Genomic DNA, 20,020 nt, shown 5'->3' on the forward strand with positions numbered 1-20,020 from the left:
AACAAGCTTGTCGCAATAGCTATGAGTCGCTGACGGCGGTGCCGATCAGGTCTGCCGAAGCGGTTTTGGCCAGCCCCTAGGCTCACAGCGTTCCACAAATGACGCCAGCCTGTCGCGACCGAGCCGAAATCTCAATAGTTGGGCACGTGGTTTTGGCTTTCCGCTGTTTCTGCGGTGCAAGTATTCTTAACTGAGTCATGCCAGAATCATCTGAATTTCCGAATGTTTGCGGGCGAACACGCCGGAGCGAACAAGACACGCTGTCGAGTTGTTGATGACGAAGCCGAATGCCGTTCCGATGAATGATCTCAAGCGTCTGTACCAGCGCTATGAGGTTGAAATCGCGCGCGAAGTAGCAGGCACGCTGCGGTCCGGATGGTGGCTCAATGGCGCGGCAGGGAAGCGATTCGCAGCGAACTTTGCGACGTTTGCAGGAGCCTCGGATTGCATCCTCGTCGCCAACGGAACGGACGCCCTTGAACTCGCTTTACGCTCTATCGTCGGGCTTGGCGATGCGCATGGACGCGAGGTGATCGTGGCGGCGAATGCCGGGGGATATGCCAGTTGCGCGTGCTGGCACAACGACCTCATTCCACACTATGTCGATATCGAACCAGCTAGCCAACTTGCAAGCGTCCAATCGGTGCTGGAAGCGGTGAGTACCGATACCGCTGCGATTGTCGTTACCCATCTTTACGGCGGCGTGGTCGATGTACCCGCTATCCGGGCAGGACTTGTCAATGCCGGGATGTCGCACATACCAGTCATCGAGGATTGCGCCCAGGCACATGGGGCTCGCATCGGGGGTGAAACGGCTGGATCGCTTGGAGACATCGCCACCTTCAGCTTCTATCCGACCAAGAATCTCGGCGCGATGGGTGACGGCGGCGCAGTCCTCACCTCCAACCCAAGACTGGCGGAGCGCGTTCGTCAGCTTCATCAGTATGGCTGGAGTTCCAAATACCATGTAGCCCTACCGGGAGGGCGCAACTCTCGCATGGACGAGGTCCAGGCCGCGATTTTGGATGTACTTCTTCCGGACTTGAACAGCCGCAACGAAAAACGCCGGGCCATCCTTGGCCGATTTAAGGCCGTTACCGGGCGCCGGCTCAAATTCCTCGACGGCGGCAACGGCGCCGTCGCACACCTCGCGGTCCTGCTGTGTGACGACCGGGACGCGTTCCGCACCTTCATGAAGGAACGCGGCGTCGATACCGATGTCCACTATCCCGTGCTCGATTGCGATCAGGTTGGTTGGGCTGCCCTGCCCATGAAAGGGACCGAAAATCTTGCGATCTCGCGGGCAAGCATCAGTCGTCTCTGTTCCGTCCCGTGCTACCCGGACATGACGAATGATGAGGTCGAGCAAGTGTGCGGGGCCCTCGGCGAATGGGAGGCAATGTGACTGCGCGCTCTCTTGTTTTTCCCATTTACCGCAATGAGCCGAACATCCCTTCCCTGTTGCAGGCCGTCGCCAATTTCGACGCCACGTATGAGGGCGACATCGAGTTTGTCTTCGTCATCGATGGGTCGCCCGACCAGTCGGGCGGCCTGCTGGTCCGGGCCTTGAAGGGCGCCAGCTACAGATACAAGATCATCTTCCACAGCCGGAATTTTGGCTCCTTCACGGCCATTCGGACGGGGCTCGAGCACGCGTCCGGCAAACATGTGGCCGCGATGGCTGCCGACCTGCAGGAGCCGCCCGAACTCATTGTCGAATTCTTTTCGATGCTGGAAAAGGACACGGCCGACGTTGTGTTTGGCCGCAGAACCGGCCGCGACGACCCCCTTCTGACACGTTTCCTGTCCCGGGCCTTCTGGAGCGTTTACCGCAGGCTGATTTTGCCCAGCATGCCGAGCGGCGGCGTCGATATATTTGCCTGCAACCGCCAGGCGCTCGATGCGATCCTGTCAATCGAGGAGCCAAACAGCTCGCTTGTGGTTCAGCTGTTCTGGGTCGGGTTCAGGCGGGAGTTCGTGCCTTACCGGCGGCGCGAGCGGGAGCATGGGAAGAGTGCCTGGGGTATTGGGCGCCGGCTCAGATATATGATGGATTCGATCTTCTCGTTTTCCGATTTTCCGATCGTTTTCGTACTCTGGGTAGGAATTGCGGGCTGCGTGCTCAGCCTTGTGTTTGCCGCGATCACCGTCGTCGCCCGCTTGCTGGGCAAGATCGATCCGGCCGGATACACGACCCTGGTGCTGCTGATCGTGGGGTTTGGATCAGCGATCCTCGCGGTGCAAGGCATTCTTGGCTGTTATCTTTGGCGGGCGGTTGAAAACACCAAATCGCGCCCATTGCGGATAATAAGTCACATTGTTGACGGGACGTCCGCATGAACGACAAACCGTTTTTTGTCCATGACCACGGTATCTGCGAAAGCACGCGCGTCGGCAATGGCACGCGCATATGGGCGTTTGCCCATGTCCTCCCAGGGGCCGCGATCGGCGCGAACTGCAACATCTGCGATCACGTCTTTATCGAAAACGACGTGAGCGTCGGCGATGACGTCACGATAAAAAGCGGCGTTCAGCTATGGGACGGCGTCCGGCTGGGCAACCGCGTGTTCGTTGGCCCGAATGCAACCTTCACCAACGACCGCTTCCCGCGTTCGAAACACTATCCGGAGCAGTTTCTCCAGACGGTCGTCGAGGACAGCGCGTCGATCGGCGCCAACGCAACGATCCTGCCGGGCATAACGATCGGCCGCCAGGCGATGATCGGCGCCGGCGCCGTGGTCACCAAGAACGTCCCGGCAAACGCCGTGGTCGTTGGAAATCCCGCCGTCATCGTCGGCTATCAGACCGGCCCGCAGGTCGAGCCTGTGATGACGCAAGCGGCCCCCGGCGCTGCAGGCGACAGGATGGCGCTGGGCGTCGGCGGATGCGAGCTCTGGCGGCTGCCGCACTTCAGCGACCTTCGCGGCGAGCTGGCCCCGCTCGAGTTCGGACACAACCTGCCGTTCAAGCCCTTGCGCTCGTTTCTCGTTTACGGCGTCCGTTCCGACAAGGTCAGGGGCGAGCATGCGCACCGCCAGTGCCACCAGTTCCTGATTGCCACCCATGGCCGCCTGTCGGTGGTCGTCGATGACGGCCACGACAGAAAGGAAGTGTCGCTGGCAGATCCCTCGGTCGGGCTCTATCTGCCGCCCGGCGTGTGGGGCATCCAGTACAAGTTCCAGCCGGACACGGTCTTGCTCGTCATGGCCTCGCATCCATATGACGCAAGCGATTATATCAGGGACTATTCGGATTTCCTCGCGACGGTCGGGCCGGATGGCCGCTGACCGGATAGGCTCGGATGTGCTCCGTTTTCTTGCGGCGGGAGGACTGAACACCGCGCTGACGAGTGCCGTCTACTTTGCCGGCCTGACGATCCTGTCGTCGGGCGTTTCCTACTCCATTGCCTGGCTGGCAGGCCTCGCATTCGTGATGGTGTTCTATCCGGACCGCGTCTTTCCCGGCGGTCGCACCGGCTTGACGGACCGGCTGGCGGTCGGCGGCTCGGTCGCGGTGGTATTTGTAGCCGGGTTGGCGACTCTTCATTTTCTTGAGCGGGCGCTGCAAAGCCGAGCGGCGGCATTCTTTGCAACGCTTGTCGTCACGACGATGCTCAATTTCCTGGTTTCCCGATGGATACTGCGCAGACGATACTGATACGCCCCTCCTCGATCCGGGCGACGCTGTCGGTGGCCATGATGCCGGCGTATTCGGCAGGCTGGGTCGTGCGGGTGAAGCGCACGATCATGGTGCGCCCGCATCCTCGGACGGATTTCCGATACGGCTTCTACGTCTGCGGTCATTGGGCAGCACTGAACTCCAGGCGTGAGGACATGCATACCAAAACTGCGCCGGACCGACCATCGTCCGCCACCATTCTAGATTGCAAAACCCCAACCTCCGTCACCGGCTACCTCATCAGCGCGGAGCGGGCGGGAGAGCCATAGATTTTTTGGCCTCCCACCCATGCCAGAGTTGCAAGATTACTGCGCGCCTACCAGCTTGGGCAAAGTTAGAGCGCTTCACCGTTTCAGTGAAACGGTGAAGCGCTCTAATGTCCCCAAACGGCCAGTTCGTTGCCGGCCGGATCGGTGAAATGGAATCGCCTGCCGCCGGGAAAGGCGAAAATCGGCTTGACGATGGTGCCGCCGGCGCTCTCCACCGCATCCAGCGTTTCCTCGAGGCTCTCGGAATAAAGCACCGGAAGCGGCTTGGCCGGCGCCTCCCCGGCATCTGCCTGGAAGCCGCCGTCGAGCCCTTCGGCAAAGGCGGCGTAAGTCGGACCGTAGTCGGTGAACGACCATGAAAAGGCGGCGCTGTAGAAAGATTTGACGCTGTCCAGCGTGCCGCCCGTCGCCGGCAGTTCGAGATGGTCGAGTTTTCCGTTGAGTTTCATCACGCTACTCCACTGCGTTCCCGTTATGTTCTAGATCGGCCGTTTCCCTCCGGCAAGTCTTTTTGACGCAGCTTTTGCTTAATCGATTGTAGCCGCGGTGGTTGCTTGCCGGTGCCTTGCCTTTCGCAGTGCAGCATCCTATCGCTCGGGAGCGGGGGAAGGCGGGAAACGGCCATCATCCGGATGTTTCTATCTTCCACGAACTGGAGGGCAAGCATGACCAAGTGGGTTTACACCTTCGGCGACGGCGCCGCCGAGGGCCGTGCCGGCGACCGCAACCTTCTCGGCGGCAAGGGTGCCAATCTGGCCGAGATGTGCAGCCTCGGGCTGCCGGTGCCGCCCGGTTTCACCATCACCACGGAGGTCTGCAACGCCTATTACGCCAACGGCCGCACCTATCCCGGCGGGCTCGAGACGGATGTCGTCTCCGCTCTCGACCATATCGGCCGGATTACCGGCCGCCGCTTCGGCGACCCGTCGAAGCTGCTTCTGGTCTCCGTGCGCTCCGGTGCTCGCGCCTCGATGCCCGGCATGATGGATACGGTGCTCAATCTCGGCCTCAACGACGAGACGGTCGAGGCCTTGGCCGCCGATTCCGGCGATGCGCGTTTCGCCTATGACAGCTACCGCCGCTTCATCCAGATGTATTCCGACGTGGTCATGGGCCTGGACCACGAAGTGTTCGAGGAAATCCTCGAGGACCAGAAGGCCAGTCTCGGCCATGAGCTCGACACCGGCCTGACGGCCCGGGAATGGCAAGGCGTGATTTCGCTCTACAAGGCCAAGGTCGAGGAAGAGCTCGGCAAGCCGTTCCCGCAAGACCCGCAGGAACAGCTCTGGGGCGCGATCGGCGCTGTGTTCTCGAGCTGGATGAACAATCGCGCCGTCACCTACCGGCGCCTGCACGACATCCCGGAAAGCTGGGGCACCGCCGTCAACGTCCAGGCCATGGTATTCGGAAATATGGGCGACACGTCGGCCACCGGCGTCGCCTTCACGCGCAATCCTTCGACCGGCGAAAGGCAGCTCTACGGCGAATTCCTGGTCAATGCCCAGGGCGAGGACGTGGTGGCCGGCATCCGCACGCCGCAGAACATCACCGAGGCGGCGCGCATTGCCGCCGGCTCCGACAAGCCGTCGCTGCAGAAGCTTATGCCGGACGCCTTCCAGGCTTTCGTCGACATCTCCGACCGGCTGGAAAAGCACTACCGCGACATGCAGGATCTCGAATTCACCATCGAGCGCGGCAAATTATGGATGTTGCAGACCCGCTCCGGCAAGCGCACCGCCAAGGCTGCGCTGAAGATCGCCGTCGAGATGGCGAAGGATGGGCTGATCACCAGGGAGGAGGCGGTCGCCCGCATCGATCCGGCCTCGCTCGATCAACTGCTCCATCCGACCATCGACCCGAATGCCGCGCGCGATGTCATAGGCATGGGCCTGCCGGCGTCGCCCGGCGCCGCCACCGGCGAGATCGTTTTTTCCTCCAGCGATGCCGAGGACGCCAGGGCGCAAGGCCGTAAGGTAATCCTGGTGCGCATCGAAACCAGCCCGGAGGACATCCACGGCATGCATGCCGCCGAAGGCATCCTCACCACGCGCGGCGGCATGACCAGCCACGCCGCGGTGGTGGCGCGCGGCATGGGCAAGCCCTGCGTGTCCGGCGCCGGCTCGCTGCGTGTCGACTACAAGGCCGGCACGCTGCTCTCGATGGGCCAGACCTTCCGCAAAGGCGACATCATTACTATCGACGGCGGCAACGGCCAGGTGCTCAAAGGGGCGGTCGCCATGCTGCAGCCGGAGCTGTCGGGCGATTTCGCCGCCATCATGGAATGGGCCGACGCCACGCGCCGCATGAAGGTGCGCACCAATGCCGAAACGCCGCTCGACGCCCGCATGGCGCGCTCCTTCGGTGCCGAGGGCATCGGCCTTTGCCGCACCGAGCACATGTTCTTCGATGGCGACCGTATCGTCGCCATGCGCGAGATGATCCTGGCCGACACCGAGAAGGACAGGCGTGCGGCCCTGGACAAGCTCCTGCCCATGCAGCGCTCGGACTTCCTCGAGCTGTTCGAGATCATGGCCGGCCTGCCGGTGACGATCCGCCTGCTCGACCCGCCGCTGCACGAATTCCTGCCGAAGACCGAGGCCGAGCTCGCCGAGGTCGCCGCCGCCATGAACGTTTCGGCCGACAAGCTCAGGCAGCGCACGGAAGCCCTGCACGAATTCAACCCGATGCTCGGCCATCGCGGCTGCCGGCTCGCTGTCTCCTATCCCGAGATCGCGGAGATGCAGGCGCGCGCCATCTTCGAGGCGGCGGTCGAGGCCGGCCGCAAGGCCGGCGCGCTGGTCGTGCCGGAGATCATGGTGCCGCTGGTCGGCCTGGTGAAGGAATTGCAATACGTCAAGGCGCGCATCGATGCGGTCGCGCAAAGCGTCATGCAGGAGACCGGCACCAAGATCGATTATCTGACCGGCACGATGATCGAATTGCCGCGCGCGGCGATCCGCGCGCATGTCATTGCCGAAGCGGCCGAATTCTTCTCCTTCGGCACCAACGATCTCACGCAGACCACGTTCGGCATCTCGCGCGACGATGCGGCGTCCTTCCTCGAAACCTACCGGCAGAAGGGCATCATCGAACAGGATCCGTTCGTGTCGCTCGACATTGACGGCGTCGGCGAGCTGGTGCGGATCGCGGCCGAAAAGGGCAAGGCGACGCGGCCGGGTATAAAGCTCGGCATCTGCGGCGAGCACGGCGGCGATCCGGCCTCGATCCGTTTCTGCGAGGAGGTCGGCCTCGACTACGTGTCGTGCTCGCCCTACCGCGTGCCGATCGCCAGGCTGGCCGCTGCGCAGGCGGCAGTGGCGGCAGCGAAGGGCGCGGCAAAACGCGCCTGACGGGCTTCGGCCAGCGGCGTCCCGATACATTACGACTTTGTATGCAATGTCACGCGAACGTGCGCGTGACGGCCCTGAATCTCGACACCGTTCCAAGCGACTTTCCGACACCGAATTTATCTGTGTCGGAAAACCCATGTTGCAGATTTCCCCATCCGTTTACCGATCGATCCTGATCCTGCAGACCAAGTTCATCGGCGACATCGTGCTTGCCTCGGCACTGGCGAAGAACCTGCAGCTTCAATATCCGGGCGTCAGGATCGTGTTTCTCTGCGAAGCCCATTTCGCCGGCTTCCTGACTGCCCATGGCATAGCTTCCGAGGTCGTCCCCTTCAGCCGTGCCAGGATGCGTGGCTCGCCGCTCGAGCGCGGGCGCGAGCTCTTCCGCATTGTGCGCACATTGCGGCGACACCGTTTCGACATGACCATCGACATCACCGACTCCAAGACCTCGCGGATCATTTCCGGACTGGTCAACGCTCCGGTCAGGGTCGGCTATTTTCCGACGGAGCGGCCTTTGCGCTGGCACGAGCGTCAACCCGCCAACGTCAGGATGAAGCCGTTCGGATTCGGCAAGAAGCACTATCTCTACCGTTATTTGTCTCCGCTGGAGGCGCTGGGCATCGATCTGCGCGTCAGGGCGCCGGCCATCCGGCCGCTGCCCTTCGAGACGACGCGCGTCCTGGCCTTGCTCGCCAGGCACCGGATCCAGCCAAACGCTTTTGTTGCGGTCCATGCCGGAGCAAGCTTCGCGGGGCGGCGGTGGCAGCCGGAGCGCTTTGCCGAGACAATCGACAGGATCGCCCGCGAAACCGGCCTGCGCGTGGTCCTGGTCGGCGGTCCGGACGAGGTTGAGGCGACCGACAGGATCATGGCCGCGGCGAAGACGCCTGTCGCCAACCTGGCGGGCACGCTGCGGCTGGAAACGCTGCTGGCGCTGCTCTGTGAGGCGCGGCTGTTTCTCGGCAACGAAAGCGGACCGATGCATATGGCAGCCGCGGCCGGAACATCGGTCGTCGGCCTGTTCGGCCTGACCAACCCGGTCCTTTGGGCGCCGGTCGGCGTGCCCAGCATTTCGTTGCGGCCATCGATGCCTTGCGACTGCATCGGGGGCGACCTGTGCCGCCGAACCGACCCGAGCAAGGCATGCTGCGTCTGGCGCCTGGAGGTCGATCCGGTGGTGGACGCGACGCTGGAACTCTTGGCGCGCACCGAGATGGTCCTGGAAACCGCGGTCTGACATTTGCTGGAAATTTTGGACCGCCCGTCGGCTGCGTCCCGCCTCTTTGCGCAAAGCCAGGAAAACGTGTGAAACGGTCGGGTCCTGGGACTTCGCCTTAGCCTTCCGTCCGGAATTGCGTCAAAGACGACGAAATAGCGCATTCTTCGCGGTTTCCGAGAAATGTTGAAACGCTCTATCGGCGCGCGAGACTCCGATGGTCCGCGACCGTGTCGTCTTGTATAAGATTACGTGAAAATGCGCGTGATGGTTCCACATGTCGACATCTCAACCCGGCTTCGCGAATTCCGGTCCGTCCGGAGCCCAGACACTGATGCCGCGGGCTACCTCCGCGGTCCGCTCGGTTCTGATCCTGCAGACGAAGCACATTGGCGATCTCGTTCTTGCCTCCGCGCTGGCGAAGAACCTGCAGCTCGAATATCCCGACGCCCGCATCGTCTTCCTCTGCGACGCCCGCTTCGGCGGTCTCCTCACCGCCAACGGCATCGCCTCGGAGGTTGTGACCTTCCGCCGTTCCCATATGCGCGGCACGCCGCTGCTACGCCTGCAGGAGCTCGTTCTCACGCTCTTTAAGTTGCGCCGTAACCATTTCGAGATGGCCATCGACATCACCGACACCAAGACGTCGCGGTTCATCTTGGGGCTGGTCGGCGCACGGGTTCGGGTGGGATATCACCCGTCCGAGAGGCCCCTGCATTGGTTTGCGCGCCAACCTGCCAATGTGAAGGCAAAGCCGTTCGGCTATGGCGAGCAGCACTTTCTCTATCGTTATCTTTCGCCGCTGGAGGCGCTTGGCGTCGACCTGCGCGTGCGGGCTCCCGCCTTCCGGCCGCTGCCGTTCGAGACGACGAAAGCCTTGGCGCTGCTGGACAAGCTGCACCTTCGGCCGAACGCCTTTGTCGCGGTGCATGCCGGGGCAAGCTTCCCTGGGCGCCGCTGGCAGCCCGAGCGCTTTGCCGCTGCAATCGATCGGATAGCGGCCGAAACCGGTCTCGACGTCGCCCTGGTCGGAGGCCCGGATGAGAACGGGGTGGCCGAGAAGATTCTGGCGACTGCCAAGACGCCGATCGTCAACCTGGTCGGGGCGCTCCCGCTCGAAACGTTGCCGGCGCTGTTCAAGCAGGCGCGGCTGTTTCTCGGCAACGACAGCGGCCCCATGCACATGGCTGCCGCGGTCGGCACTCCCGTCGTCGGCCTGTTCGGCCTGCAGAGCCCGATCCACTGGGGGCCAGTCGGCGCGCCGAGCATCGCGGTATGCCCGTCCATGCCTTGTGACTGCGTCGGTGGCGACCTGTGCGAACGGCCCGACCCCAACAAGGCATGCTGCGTCTGGCGCCTGGAGGTCGACGCGGTCGTCGAGGCCGTGCTCCAGTTGCTGGCCCGAACCGAGATGCCTCTGGAAGCAGCGGTATAGGCGAAAGCAAATTTTCGCGATTGCTGTTTTTACGCTGTTTGCCGTCCCGATTTTCGCCTAGATGCCGGTCTTCTAGAGACAAGTTTTTGGCGCGGCGCGAAGATGATGCCGAGCGTGCCGGTTTGGAATGAATGATGGGTCTGCTTCGAAACTCCTTTTGCGCGATGGTGCTGTTCGCGGCGTCGGCGGGCAATGCCGCGACGCTGCTCGAGCCGACGCTGCATCTGAAGCCGCAGGGCGTTGAAGGTGGTGGTCGCGTCGCCTTGACACTCGATGCCTGCGGCGGAAAGACCGACACAAGGATACTTTCGGCGCTTGTCGACAACAGGATACCGGCGACGATCTTCGTGACCGGCATCTGGCTGAAGCGCAATGCCGAGGCCGTCGAGATCATGCGGGCGCATCCCGACCTGTTCGAGTTGGAAAATCACGGCGGCCGCCATATTCCGGCGGTCGATATGCCGCGGAAGATCTTCGGCATCCGCAGCGCCGGCAGTCCGGACGCCGTGCAGGCCGAGGTTGAATCCGGCGCCGCCGCCCTGGTTGGCGCGGGCGGCCCTGCGGCAAAATGGTTTCGCGGCGCCACCGCCGAATACAGCCCCTCGGCGATCGCCATGATCCGCAGGCTGGGCTTCAAGATCGCAGGCTTCTCGGTCAATGGCGACGGCGGCTCGCTGCTCGGCGCGAAGGAAACGGCGCGCCGCATCGGGGCCGCCAAGGACGGCGATGTCATCATCGCCCACATCAACCAGCCGACCCATGCCGCCGGCGAGGGCGTGGTTCAGGGGCTGCTGGCCTTGAAGCAGAAGGGCATGACCTTCGTACGCCTCGACGATGCCGGGGGCGTCGGCAATGACGGCACCACGGATTGAGAGCGCGGCGCGAGGGTGGCGACGGCTGAATTTTTGGCAGCCACATGCTTTCGAGATTGACGTAAACGCCCTCCCTTTACGGCTCAGTCCGGCGTGGCTTCGACCGTCACCTTGTTCGTGTAGAACGCGCCGTGATTGCGGATCTCGACCATTTCGTCGAACGGATGCTCGTAAGCCCACATCGCATTCTCGCCGGCTTCGCCGGCTGGCTGGACGCTCCAGTAGCTGGCATCGCCCTTGTATGGGCAATGTGTCGAATGGTCGGTCGGGGCGAGCTTGCCGAAATCGATATCGTCGAACGGGATGTAGAAGACGGCCGGGTAAGGTGGCTCCGAGAGAACCTTTGCCGCAGTCGATGTGGCGATGATCCTGTCGCCCGCGCGGACCGTGACGGTGCCGCGATAAGGTTCGACCGTGATCACCTTGTCCCGGTTGCGCTGGAAGCCGGGCGCTGGATTGGTAAGCTTGTCCATGAATGGTCTCCTGGAGCAATTCCAGGAAAAGTGCGTTTTTCCGTCCGGAATTGCGTCAAAACGAAGAGAGAACGTTTCGTCGTTTCCGCGAAACGGTGAAACGTTCTCAGGGGGGACTTACATGTGTCGGCCAGGCGCGTCGCGCAAGCGCGCGTCCCACTTGGCGTCATCACCATTCATTGAACGTCAGCTTCGGGTCGTCAGGCGGCCGTCTTGAAGGCGTCCATGAGGCCGGCATAGGCAGCAGCAATGCCCGCGACCGGATTGGTGCTTCTCGCCGCCGTCTCGACCTTCAGCGCGCCGCCGGTGGTCGGCAGCGTGAGCAGCAGGAACTGACGATTGTCGGCGTTACCGATGCAGGCCGCGGCGACATGCTCGCCCTCGGCGCCGTTTTCAACGCGCATCTGGAACAGCAGCGTTCCGCCGACGGCCTCCAGCGCGCCGCCGACGACTTCGGCAAATTCATCTTCGGAAACGGTTTTGGTGTCCGGCGTCAGATCGTCCAGACTTTCGGCAAGCGTGCTTTCGAGGGCCTTATCGTCGAGCTGCGCGTCCATGCGAACCTCTCCATCCGCCAATCTCACCCAGCCCGTTAATGAACCTTAACGGCGACGATGGCCGGATTATGGCGGCTTTGCCTGGCCCTTCGATCCATCCACCGGCTTCGACTTATGACGGCTGGACAATCCGCCGGTTCGTTCCACAATGCGTGAAACAAATGACGCGAAATGCGCAAAGGGGAGGAATTGATGCTCGGATTGATGCAGGAATGGCCGCTGCTTTGCCACAAGCTGCTTGATCATGCGGAACGTCAGCATGGCGGCAGGGAGGTGGTGTCGCGCTCGATCGAAGGCCCGATCGTGCGCACCACCTTTGCCGAGATCCATCACCGGTCGCTCAAGGTGGCGCAACGGCTGGAGCGCGACGGCTTCAGGCTCGGCGACCGCATCGCGACTCTCGCCTGGAACACGGCCCGCCATATCGAGGCCTGGTACGGCATCATGGGCATCGGCGCGATCTACCACACGCTCAACCCGAGGCTTTTTCCCGAGCAGATCGCCTGGATCATGAACAATGCCGAGGACAAGGCGATCTTCGTCGACCTGACTTTCGTGCCGCTCCTGGAAAAGATCGCCGGCGCAGTCCGATCGCTGCGACGGGTGATCGTGCTGACCGACCGGGCGCATATGCCGCAAACCTCGCTGCCGAACGCCATCGCCTACGAGGAATGGCTGGCCGAAGCCGACGGCGCCTTCGCCTGGAAGACGTTCGACGAGAACACCGCCGCCGGCATGTGCTACACGTCGGGCACGACGGGCGACCCGAAAGGCGTCCTCTACAGCCACCGCTCCAATGTCCTTCACGCCATGATGGCCGCCATGCCCGACGCCATGGGCATGGCCACCCGGGACGTGATCCTGCCGGTCGTGCCGATGTTTCACGCCAACGCCTGGGGGCTCGGTCAGAGCGGGCCGATGATCGGTGCCAAGCTCGTGATGCCGGGCTGCAAGATGGACGGCGCTTCGGTCTATGAACTGCTCGACACCGAGAAGGTGACGTTCAGCGCCGCCGTGCCGACCGTATGGATGATGCTGCTGCAGTATCTGGAGGAGACGGGAAAGGAGCTGCCTTATCTGAAGAAGGTCGTCATCGGCGGGGCGTCTTGTCCGCGCGCCATAACCGCCAAGTTCCAGGACAATTACGGCGTGCAGGTGGTGCATGCCTGGGGCATGACCGAGATGTCGCCACTGGGCACGCTGTGCACCTTGAAGCCGCAACATGAGGTGCTGACCGGCGAGGCGCGGCTCGATGTCCAGGGCAAGCAGGGTTTCCCGCCCTTCGGCGTCGAGATGAAAGTGACGGACGACGACAACAACGCGCTGCCCTGGGACGGCAAGACCTTCGGACATCTCAAGGTGCGCGGCCCCGCGGTGGCCCGCGCCTATTATGGCGGCGCCGGCGCCGAGCAGTTCGACGCCGATGGCTGGTTCGACACCGGCGATGTCGCTCATATCGACGCCAGCGGCTATATGCAGATCACCGATCGCGCAAAGGACGTCATCAAGTCCGGCGGCGAGTGGATATCGACCATCGATCTCGAGAACCTTGCCGTCGGCCATCCGGACGTGGCGGAGGCGGCGGCCATCGGCATCCCGCATTCCAAATGGGGCGAGCGGCCTTTGCTCGTCGTGGTGCGCAAGCCCGGCAAGGAGCCGACCAAGACCGAAATCCTCGCCTTCATGAGCGGCAAGGTGGCGAAGTGGTGGATGCCCGATGACGTCGCCTTCGTCGGCGAAATTCCGCACACCGCCACCGGCAAGATCCAGAAGACCAGTTTGCGCGACCAGTTCAAGGATTACCGCCTGCCGACGGATTGACGAAAAATGTTCGATCTTTCGGCTTCAAGCCGGCGCCAAAAACCGCTAACTCTCGGCTCGGGTTGGGGCGACACGGCAAAGAATGGCATCTATTCCTGAACGGCAGACGTCAAGGGCGGCCGGCTGGTCGCGGCGGATCGGGGCATTCTCTCTCGTCCTTTTGCTCACCGCCGTTGCCGCTTACCGGCTGGGTCTCGTCGAGACGCCGCCTTTCCTGTGGGTACTGGCGCTCGTGGCGCTGCTGGCCGCGCTTGACCTGTTGCTGGCAGGTCTCGGCCTGGCGAGGGTCTGGAGCTTCGGCGATCGCGGCGGCCGCGATCTCTCCATCGGCGCGCTGCTGGCCCTGCTCGTGCTGGCACCCTACGGCGTCGCCGTCTACTGGGCGACGATCTATCCGCCGCTGCGCGACATCTCGACCGATCTCGACGATCCGCCGGTGCTGGACACCAGCGACCGCACCGCCGACATGAACGAGTTGTCGCCGCCGACCCCGGGCGAGCAGAGCCTGCAGGCCGATGCCTATCCGCTGGTCAGCGGGCGCAGCTACAATCTGCCTTTCGAAACCGTCGTCGACGCTGTCGAAACCGTGCTCGACCGCCGCGACTGGCAATTGACGGCGCCTTATCCCGACATCAACGGCCAGAGCGAAGCGACAATCAACGCGCTGGCCAAGGGCTTCGTGCTCGGACTGCCGGCCGACGTCGCCATCCGCATCACCGACGACGGCGAGCAGGTCATCGTCGATATGCGCTCGGCGTCGCGCTACGGCCGCTACGACCTTGGCGACAATGCCGCCCGCATCACGGATTTCCTCGGCGAGCTCGACCAGGAGGTCGCGGGGCAGGTCGGCGCGGCGCCGGCTCAGTGATCACGCGGCGGGGCTGAAAATGCCGTCGATCGCCGGATCGCCTTCTGTGGCCACGAGGCCACGCGCGACCAGATCCTCGAGATGGGCAAGCACTGAAAGACCGGCGGCGCCGTGCAGCCGCGGGTCGGTGTCGCGATAGATCGCCGCGACCATCTCCGCGATCGTCCGGTCTCCGGCGCGGATGCGCTCCAGGATCGCCCTTTCGCGCATCTTGCGATGCGTCTTCAGGCCGCGCATGAAGCTTTGGGGTGCGGTCACAGCCCCGCCATGGCCAGGCAACAGCAAGCGATCCTCGCGCGCCAAAAGCCTGTCGAGGGAGCTCATATAGTCGGCCATGGCGCCGTCCGGCGGCGCGACGATCGAGGTCGACCAGGCCATGACATGGTCGGCTGAAAACAGGGTTCCGGTCCCCTCGAGCGCAAACACGGCGTGGTTGGCGGTGTGGCCGGGCGTCAGCACGGTGCGGATGGCCCAGCCGTCGCCCTCGGTCAGCGCATTGTCGGCCAGCACGACATCGGGAACGAAGGCGAGATCGGCGCTGGCGTCGAGCGGATTGACCTCGCCGATGCGCAAGGGGCGCGCCGGCCGATGCGGGCCTTCGGCAAGCGTTGGCGCGCCGGTGCGCTCTTTCAGGCGCGCAGCCAAAGGCGAATGGTCGCGATGGGTGTGGCTGACGAAGATGTGGCTGACCGGTCGGCCGCCGATCGCCTTGAGCAGTGTTTCGAGATGGGCGTCGTCTTCCGGCCCTGGATCGATCACTGCCAGCGTGTCGCTGCCGACGAGATAGCTGTTGGTGCCGTGGAAGGTGAAAGGGCCCGGATTTCTTGCGGTGATGCGCAGCACATCCGGCGCGACCGAAACCGCCCGGTCGTGGGCGGGATCGAAGCTGGTGTCGAATTCAAGGGCCATGCCTGCGGGCTCCGTTGCGATGCGGCAAAATGATTGCCGTCCGATACGGAAGCCAATATAGGAAAATCAATGCATGTCTCCCAAAACTGCGCAGCGGTTTTGGGAGAACGACATGCATCAAGACAATTCTAAAGCGCGTCGCCTGAATGCGTTTCTGCGCGATGCGCTTTAAGAGCCAGCTGATCAGCCACCCGGCAAATCAGCCAGAATGGGGAAGACCATGGCAACTGCAACCACGATGCGCCCGCTTGTTTCTCTCACCCTGCCGGATCGGGGTGTTGCCCGGCTGGCGACCCAGCTCTTCCTGGCGCTTGCCGGAACCCTGCTGCTGACGCTTTCGGCCAAGACCAAAGTGGTGCTCGGCCCGGTCGACATCTCGCTGCAGACGCTGGCCGTGCTGTTGATCGCCTCGGCATTCGGCCTGCGCCTTGCCGTCGCGACGCTCCTTCTCTACCTCGCCGAGGGCGCTTTTGGTCTGCCGGTCTTCCAGGGCACGCCGGAAAAGGGCATCGGCATTGTCTATATGCTGGGCTCCACGGGCGGCTATCTCGCCGGCTTCGTGGTCATGGCGGCGATCGCCGGCTGGGCCGCCGACCGCGGCTGGGACCGCGACCCGTTCAAGCTGTTCGGCGCCATGCTGGCGGCGGAGGTCGTCATGATGGCCATGGGCTTTGCCTGGCTGGCCACGCTCATCGGGCCGGAAAAGTCCTGGCAGTTCGGCGTCCTGCCCTTCATCGTCGGCGACCTGATCAAGGTGGCTTTGGCCGCCAGCCTGGTGCCGGCCGTGTGGACATTGCTCAAGCGCGGCTGAGAACAATCGACGAGAAAAGGGCCGGCGGGCGACAGGCGCCTGCCGGCCCTTTTTCATGGCGCTGTCGGATTTCGCTCGAAACCGCCTTATGCCGGATGATAGAAAGCGATGAAGTAACGTCGGGAAGCAGTCAAAGCCGACATTGACAAGCCAGCGCCCGAAAACTAAGCACGGGCAACTTGGCGTCGAGGCGGGGGCCGCGGTAGTTCAAGGAGAGCTTTTTGAAAGGAATTATCCTTGCGGGTGGCAGCGGAACACGTCTTTATCCGCTAACATTAGCAGTTTCTAAGCAAATACTGCCGATCTACGACAAGCCGATGATCTATTACCCGCTGAGCGTGCTGATGCTCGCGGGAATTCGCCAGATTCTGGTCATTTCAACTCCGCGCGACTTGCCGGTTTTCCAGGCGTTGCTGGGCGACGGTTCCGAATTCGGACTGGAATTGTCCTATGCCGTGCAGGCGCAGCCCAACGGCCTCGCCGAGGCCTTCATCATCGGCCGCGACTTCATCGGCAAGGACAGCGTGTCGATGATTCTCGGCGACAACATCTATTTCGGCGGCGGCCTGTCGCAGCTCTGCCGCGAGGCGGCGACGCGCGACGGCGGCGCCTCGGTCTTCGCCTATTATGTCGACGATCCCGAGCGTTATGGCGTGGTCTCCTTCGACAAGGCCACCGGCAAGGCCCTGACGATCGAGGAGAAGCCGCAAAGGCCGAAGTCAAACTGGGCGGTGACCGGTCTTTATTTCTACGACAACGACGTGGTCGACATCGCCTCGACGATCCGCCCTTCGGCGCGCGGCGAGCTCGAGATAACCGCGGTCAACAATGTCTATCTCGAGCGTGGCGAGTTGCATGTGCATCGCCTCGGCCGCGGCTATGCCTGGCTGGATACAGGCACGCATGACAGCCTGCTCGAGGCATCGTCTTTCGTGCGCACGATCGAGCATCGCCAGGGCATCAAGATCGCGTGCCCCGAGGAGATTGCGCTGGAACAGCACTGGATCAGCGCCGACAAAGTTCTGGACCGTGCCGCGCGGCTCGGCAACAACGAATATGCCGCCTATCTGCGCCGGCGGGTGGCCGATCTGATGGAGGAACGCGGTGCTTGAGGTCAGGCGGCTCGGCCTCGACGGCGTGCTGGAGATCGTGCCGAAGCGGCATGGCGACGCGCGCGGTTTTTTCAGCGAGACCTGGAATGCCGAGCGCTTCGCCGAAGCCGGCATCGATCTCGCCTTCGTGCAGGACAATCATTCCTATTCCGTCGCGGCCGGCGTGCTGCGCGGCCTGCATTACCAGCTGCCGCCGCGCGCGCAAGCCAAGCTGCTGCGCGTCATCCGGGGCAGCGTGCTCGATGTCGCGGTCGACATTCGCCGTTCTTCGCCCACTTTCGGCAAATGGGAAGCGCTGGAGATATCGGCCGACAAGGGCAACCAGGTCCTGGTGCCGAATGGCTTCGCGCATGGTTTCGTCACGCTCGTGCCGCATACCGAGGTGCTCTACAAGGTGACCGACACCTATTCGCCCGAACATGACCGCTCGATCCGCTTCGACGACCCGGCGATCGGCATCGCATGGCCGGAGATCGCCGGCGGCTTCCAGCTTTCGGACAAGGACCGCAACGCGCCGCTGCTGGGCGCGGCGGAGGTGTTCGCGTGAGGAGGGACGGCGGCATGAATTTCCTGGTCACCGGCGGCGCCGGCTTCATCGGCTCGGCCGTGTGCCGGCATCTGTGCGCCAATCCGGCCTACCGCGTCACCAATCTCGACAAGCTCACCTATGCCGGCAACCTCGCTTCGCTGCGGCCGATCGAGAACGCGCATAATTACCGCTTTGAGCAGGCCGACATCTGCGACGAGCGCGCGGTGCTGGAGATCTTGCGCCGCGACGATATCGACATCGTCATGAACCTCGCCGCCGAGAGCCATGTCGACCGCTCGATCGACGGTCCAGGCGCCTTCATCGAGACCAACATCGTCGGCACCTACCGCATCCTGAACGCCGCGCTGGAATATTGGCGCGGCCTGTCCGACGAGCGCAAGGCGGGCTTCCGCTTCCACCATGTCTCGACCGACGAGGTCTTCGGCGACCTGCCTTTCGACGGCGGCATGTTCGTCGAGGAGACCCCCTATGCGCCGTCCTCGCCCTATTCGGCCTCCAAGGCGGCCTCCGACCATCTGGTGCGGGCCTGGCACGAGACCTACGGGCTGCCGGTCGTGCTTTCCAACTGCTCCAACAATTACGGCCCCTACCATTTCCCGGAAAAGCTGATCCCGCTGGTCATCCTCAACGCGCTCGACGAGAAGCCGCTGCCCGTCTACGGCGCCGGCGCCAATGTGCGCGACTGGCTGTTCGTCGAGGATCACGCGCGCGCCCTGGAGCTGGTGGCGACCAGGGGGCGGCCGGGCGAGAGCTACAATGTCGGCGGCAATTCCGAGCGCACCAATCTCGGCGTCGTCGAGGCGATCTGCGACCTGCTCGACCTGCGGCGGCCGCGCGCCGGCGGCAAGCGCCATCGCGAGCTGATCGCCTTCGTCACCGACCGCCCCGGCCACGACCGGCGTTATGCGATCGACGCCTCCAAGATCGCGCGCGACCTGGGCTGGGCGCCGCGGGAGGATTTCGACAGCGGCCTGGCCCGGACCGTCGACTGGTATCTCGACAACAAATGGTGGTGGGGGCCGATCCGCGAGCAGCGCTACGACGGCGCGCGGCTGGGCCGGGCTACGGCGCGCCCGGTCGAAAACGCCCAGGTCGAGAATGCCCTGGTCGGCAACGCCCCGATCGGCAACGCCCCGATCGGCGACGCAAGGACCGAACGTAGCCCGGCTGAAAACGCGGCCGAGAGCCGGAAGGTGACCACGTGAGGCTTGCCGTCACCGGACGCGAAGGCCAGGTCGCCGCAAGCCTGGTCGAGGCGGCGCGGAACCGCGACGATGTCGAGGTCGTCGCCGTCGGCCGGCCGGTGCTCGACCTTGCGCGGCCCGACACGGTGTTCGCGGCCCTTGAAGCGGCAAGGCCCGACCTCATCGTTTCCGCCGCCGCCTACACCGCCGTCGACCAGGCCGAGGACGACAAGGACCTGGCCTTCGCCGTGAACGCAACCGGCGCCGGCAAGGTGGCGCAAGCCGCGGCAAGGCTCGGCGTCCCCGTCATCCATCTGTCGACCGACTATGTCTTCGACGGCGCCAAGGACGGCGCCTATGTCGAGACCGACCCGACCGCGCCGCTCGGCATCTACGGCGCCTCCAAGCTCGCCGGCGAGGAGGCGGTCGCCGCGGCCAACCCGCGCCATCTCATCCTGCGCACGGCCTGGGTCTACAGCCCCTTCGGCAGGAATTTCGTCAAGACGATGCTGAGGCTGGCCGCCGACCGCGACGAGATATCGGTCGTCGCCGACCAATGGGGCAATCCGACCTCGGCGCTCGACATCGCCGACGCGATCCTGCATGCGGCGCCGAAGCTGGTCGACGACAGCAATTTCGCCGCCTTCGGCATCTATCACCTGGCGGGCGAGGGCGACACCAACTGGAGCGGCTTTGCCCGTCACATCCTCGACACAAGCCGGGCGTTTGGTGGCCCGCACGCGACGGTGCGTGATATCGCGACGGCGGACTATCCGACCAAGGCCAGGCGCCCGCAAAATTCGCGGCTGTCGAGCGCGAAGTTTGAGGCTGCATTCGGGTGGCAGGCGCCGGGATGGCGGGAGTCGGCGGCGAAGGTGGTTCGCCGGCTGGGGAGCGGCGCATGACCAGGCA

19 protein-coding genes are annotated in these 20,020 nt (G+C 63.7%); 15 read left to right on the plus strand and 4 right to left on the minus strand.

Translation table 11 applies throughout. The annotated features are described in order from the left end of the window. Positions 1 to 274: 274 nt before the first annotated feature. The 4 genes from FJ425_RS11605 to FJ425_RS11620 are packed head-to-tail and all read left to right on the plus strand — an operon-like array spanning position 275 to position 3,657. A complete protein-coding gene (locus FJ425_RS11605) occupies positions 275 to 1,405 on the plus strand; it encodes a DegT/DnrJ/EryC1/StrS family aminotransferase (protein ID WP_140635198.1) in 1,131 nt (376 codons plus the stop codon). After that, positions 1,402 to 2,340: a glycosyltransferase family 2 protein gene (locus FJ425_RS11610; protein WP_210239106.1), complete on the plus strand. Its 939-nt coding sequence runs from the start codon at positions 1,402 to 1,404 to the stop codon at positions 2,338 to 2,340. Before FJ425_RS11605 ends, FJ425_RS11610 begins: the two co-directional genes overlap by 4 nt. Next, positions 2,337 to 3,287, plus strand: a complete 951-nt coding sequence (locus FJ425_RS11615; RefSeq protein ID WP_140635202.1) for a WxcM-like domain-containing protein — start codon at positions 2,337 to 2,339, stop codon at positions 3,285 to 3,287. The genes FJ425_RS11610 and FJ425_RS11615 overlap by 4 nt, the downstream gene beginning before the upstream one ends. Next, entirely contained in the window at positions 3,277 to 3,657 is a 381-nt protein-coding gene (locus tag FJ425_RS11620) for a hypothetical protein (protein ID WP_140635203.1), read from the plus strand. The genes FJ425_RS11615 and FJ425_RS11620 overlap by 11 nt, the downstream gene beginning before the upstream one ends. Before the next feature lie 394 nt (positions 3,658 to 4,051). Here the strand turns inward: FJ425_RS11620 and FJ425_RS11625 are convergent, their stop codons facing one another. Continuing rightward, complete coding sequence (locus tag FJ425_RS11625; protein WP_140541580.1) at positions 4,052 to 4,396, minus strand: VOC family protein; 345 nt, start codon at positions 4,394 to 4,396, stop codon at positions 4,052 to 4,054. A 216-nt stretch (positions 4,397 to 4,612) separates the two neighbouring features. Here FJ425_RS11625 and ppdK point away from each other — a divergent pair, with 216 nt between their 5' ends. The 4 genes from ppdK to FJ425_RS11645 all read left to right on the plus strand — a co-directional run bounded on the left by ppdK (position 4,613) and on the right by FJ425_RS11645 (position 10,823). Then, a complete protein-coding gene (gene ppdK, locus FJ425_RS11630) occupies positions 4,613 to 7,297 on the plus strand; it encodes a pyruvate, phosphate dikinase (RefSeq protein WP_140635205.1) in 2,685 nt (894 codons plus the stop codon). A gap of 136 nt (positions 7,298 to 7,433) precedes the next feature. Next, positions 7,434 to 8,537, plus strand: coding sequence for a glycosyltransferase family 9 protein (locus FJ425_RS11635; protein WP_140723508.1), 1,104 nt, complete (start codon positions 7,434 to 7,436; stop codon positions 8,535 to 8,537). 313 nt (positions 8,538 to 8,850) lie between these two features. Next, positions 8,851 to 9,951 carry a glycosyltransferase family 9 protein gene (locus FJ425_RS11640; protein WP_140723511.1) on the plus strand — a complete coding sequence of 367 codons (1,101 nt, stop codon included), beginning with the start codon at positions 8,851 to 8,853 and terminating at the stop codon, positions 9,949 to 9,951. 134 nt (positions 9,952 to 10,085) lie between these two features. Next, complete coding sequence (locus FJ425_RS11645) at positions 10,086 to 10,823, plus strand: polysaccharide deacetylase family protein (protein ID WP_140723814.1); 738 nt, start codon at positions 10,086 to 10,088, stop codon at positions 10,821 to 10,823. Positions 10,824 to 10,906: 83 nt separating this feature from the next. Here the strand turns inward: FJ425_RS11645 and FJ425_RS11650 are convergent, their stop codons facing one another. Together FJ425_RS11650 and FJ425_RS11655 are read right to left on the minus strand one after the other, a co-directional pair. Then, complete coding sequence (locus FJ425_RS11650; protein ID WP_140541576.1) at positions 10,907 to 11,296, minus strand: DUF427 domain-containing protein; 390 nt, start codon at positions 11,294 to 11,296, stop codon at positions 10,907 to 10,909. Between the two features lie 200 nt (positions 11,297 to 11,496). After that, complete coding sequence (locus tag FJ425_RS11655; RefSeq protein ID WP_140541575.1) at positions 11,497 to 11,853, minus strand: hypothetical protein; 357 nt, start codon at positions 11,851 to 11,853, stop codon at positions 11,497 to 11,499. Between the two features lie 192 nt (positions 11,854 to 12,045). Between FJ425_RS11655 and FJ425_RS11660 the strand changes: the two genes are divergently transcribed. Both FJ425_RS11660 and FJ425_RS11665 read left to right on the plus strand, forming a co-directional pair. Next, positions 12,046 to 13,674, plus strand: coding sequence for a fatty-acid--CoA ligase (locus FJ425_RS11660; protein ID WP_140723514.1), 1,629 nt, complete (start codon positions 12,046 to 12,048; stop codon positions 13,672 to 13,674). Positions 13,675 to 13,756: 82 nt separating this feature from the next. After that, on the plus strand, positions 13,757 to 14,542 hold the full coding sequence (locus FJ425_RS11665; RefSeq protein ID WP_140723517.1) for a DUF1499 domain-containing protein: 786 nt from the start codon (positions 13,757 to 13,759) through the stop codon (positions 14,540 to 14,542). On the opposite strand, the gene FJ425_RS11670 is transcribed toward FJ425_RS11665, so the two are convergent. After that, on the minus strand, positions 14,543 to 15,451 hold the full coding sequence (locus FJ425_RS11670) for an MBL fold metallo-hydrolase (protein WP_140723520.1): 909 nt from the start codon (positions 15,449 to 15,451) through the stop codon (positions 14,543 to 14,545). Positions 15,452 to 15,671: 220 nt separating this feature from the next. Between FJ425_RS11670 and FJ425_RS11675 the strand changes: the two genes are divergently transcribed. The 5 genes from FJ425_RS11675 to rfbD all read left to right on the plus strand — a co-directional run bounded on the left by FJ425_RS11675 (position 15,672) and on the right by rfbD (position 20,013). Continuing rightward, positions 15,672 to 16,262: a biotin transporter BioY gene (locus FJ425_RS11675; RefSeq protein WP_140541571.1), complete on the plus strand. Its 591-nt coding sequence runs from the start codon at positions 15,672 to 15,674 to the stop codon at positions 16,260 to 16,262. Between the two features lie 221 nt (positions 16,263 to 16,483). Next, the gene (rfbA, locus tag FJ425_RS11680; RefSeq protein WP_140723522.1) at positions 16,484 to 17,374 is read left to right on the plus strand and encodes a glucose-1-phosphate thymidylyltransferase RfbA; all 891 of its coding nucleotides are present in this window, start codon (positions 16,484 to 16,486) and stop codon (positions 17,372 to 17,374) included. After that, on the plus strand, positions 17,367 to 17,921 hold the full coding sequence (rfbC, locus tag FJ425_RS11685; RefSeq protein ID WP_140723525.1) for a dTDP-4-dehydrorhamnose 3,5-epimerase: 555 nt from the start codon (positions 17,367 to 17,369) through the stop codon (positions 17,919 to 17,921). The genes rfbA and rfbC overlap by 8 nt, the downstream gene beginning before the upstream one ends. Before the next feature lie 14 nt (positions 17,922 to 17,935). Beyond that, a complete protein-coding gene (gene rfbB, locus FJ425_RS11690; protein WP_246677920.1) occupies positions 17,936 to 19,129 on the plus strand; it encodes a dTDP-glucose 4,6-dehydratase in 1,194 nt (397 codons plus the stop codon). After that, positions 19,126 to 20,013 (plus strand): dTDP-4-dehydrorhamnose reductase, encoded by an 888-nt coding sequence (rfbD, locus tag FJ425_RS11695; RefSeq protein WP_140723528.1) that lies wholly within the window; start codon positions 19,126 to 19,128, stop codon positions 20,011 to 20,013. Before rfbB ends, rfbD begins: the two co-directional genes overlap by 4 nt. Positions 20,014 to 20,020 lie beyond the last annotated feature (7 nt).

This window comes from Mesorhizobium sp. B2-7-2, from assembly GCF_006440775.1.
GTDB lineage: Bacteria > Pseudomonadota > Alphaproteobacteria > Rhizobiales > Rhizobiaceae > Mesorhizobium.